Source organism: Flavobacterium sp. NRK1, assembly GCF_024054175.1.
Classification (GTDB): domain Bacteria; phylum Bacteroidota; class Bacteroidia; order Flavobacteriales; family Flavobacteriaceae; genus Flavobacterium.
In genome coordinates, this window is record NZ_JAMXLA010000022.1 from 1 (window position 1) to 588 (window position 588).

Here is a 588-nt window from a genome sequence, read left to right on the forward strand (position 1 = left end):
ACCTGTACAACCATTATCATCGGTAATAGTTACCGAATAGGAACCGGCTGCAAGTCCTGTTCTGTCTTCAGTTGTAACACCGCCGCCCCAGTTAAAAGTATATGGTCCTGTACCACCTGTAGGTGTCAGGTTAATGGATCCGGTGTTAGCACCGTTGCATGCAACATTGGTTACAACCGTTGTTCCTGAAATTGCACTTGCAGGCTGTGTAACCGTAACATTTACGGTACCTGTACAACCATTATCATCGGTAATAGTTACCGAATATGATCCGGCTGCAAGACCTGTTCTGTCTTCCGTAGTAATACCGCCACCCCAGTTAAAAGTATATGGTCCTGTACCACCTGTAGGTGTCAGGTTAATAGAGCCGGTGTTTCCGCCGTTGCAGGCAGCATTGGTTACAACTGTTGTTCCTGAAACAGCAGTTGCAGGCTCATTAATAGTAACCGATTGCGTAGCCGTACATGAGTTAGCATCAGTAATAGTTACGGTATAAGTACCGGCAGTAAGTCCTGTAGCTGTAGCGGCCGTACCCCCTGAAGGTGCCCATGAATAGGTAAGTGTCCCTGTACCCCCTGTTGCGGTTAC

The 588-nt window shown here is 47.6% G+C and carries 1 pseudogene; it reads right to left on the reverse strand.

Features of this window, described 5'->3' with window-relative positions:
* A pseudogene (locus NHE85_RS16705) lies at positions 1–588 on the reverse strand (SprB repeat-containing protein); the annotation flags it as partial.